The organism is Halomonas sp. 141 (genome assembly GCF_002810305.1).
In the GTDB taxonomy this organism is placed as follows: Bacteria; Pseudomonadota; Gammaproteobacteria; order Pseudomonadales; family Halomonadaceae; genus Vreelandella; species Vreelandella stevensii.
In genome coordinates this window covers 1-1,044 of the sequence record NZ_PINZ01000117.1, presented here as the reverse complement: position 1 = coordinate 1,044, position 1,044 = coordinate 1, and the positions used below count along the sequence as shown (strand labels likewise).

Below are 1,044 nucleotides of genomic sequence, written 5' to 3'. Positions count from 1 at the left end.
TGTCGGGTCCCGTGTGATTGACCACCCGTTTGGTAAATAACTCAGGCCGCTTGGCCTGCCATTCCTTCATCGCCGTGATCGGCGATTGATGATGCAGCGCTTTCTGCGGTATGTGGTGATTGTACAGCCAGCAGTATCGCTTAAGCGTCTGCTCGAGGTCTTCGCCTGAGGTATAGCGCCGGGTCGCCAGCACGTCGCTGATACGGCCGTTGAAGCGCTCCACCATTCCATTCGTTTGCGGCCTTCCCGGCTTGATCAGGCGGTGCTCAATCCCGTGGGCCAGGCACTCCTGATCGAAGGGATAGCGCCCGCTGGGCTTGCGCTCACCTGCCCGCGTGAAGCGATCCGTGAACGACTTGCCGTTGTCGGCCAGCACCGTCTGAATCTTGAAGGGCACCTTTTTCTCCACCTGCTTCATAAACGCCCGAGCATCCTTCGCGGACTGGCTGCCTCGGACCTCCAGGTAGACCCAGCGTGTCGCACGGTCGATGGCAACGTACAAGTAGCGCTTCTGCTCCTCGTCGGGCATTTGAGGCAGGTGCTTAATGTCGATATGCACGTAGCCCGGCTCATAGTCCTTGAAGGGCTTGTGCCGGGGCTTCTCGTCGCCACCGGCATCTTGCCGCGCCAGTTCCGCCAACGTCGGCACCTCACGCCGCTTGAGCATGCGATGCAAGGCAGAGCGCGACAAGCCTTGGCTCAGGAACTCACGCGCCACGACGAGAAGGTCATCCAAGCCGAGGCGCAGGAACTCACGAGCCGTGATCAGCACCTCCTCCTGCTCAGCTGTGAGCGTGGCCAGGAGGTTGTGACGGGTATGCGGTCGGTCATGGACATCGTCGCGGTAACGCCATCGCCGGATGGTCGCAGTAGCGACACCATACTGCCGGGCCAGTTCGCTATCCGTGATGCTGGAAGGCGCTGCCTGGATCTCGGCACGGATCTTCGGTGTCGTCGTCGCTTGTTTATGCAGCTTGATGTTCATGAACCTGTTCCCGGATGAATTGCTGAAGAAGCTCCCTGGCGGCTAGCAGAGGATAACTC

At 60.2% G+C, this 1,044-nt stretch carries 1 protein-coding gene; it reads right to left on the bottom strand.

Features of this window, described 5'->3' with window-relative positions:
• Positions 1–985, bottom strand: a 985-nt coding sequence (locus tag CWI66_RS17580) for an IS481 family transposase (RefSeq protein ID WP_100732386.1), incomplete at its 3' end; no start/stop codon positions are given.
• Between the last annotated feature and the right edge of the window lie 59 nt (positions 986–1,044).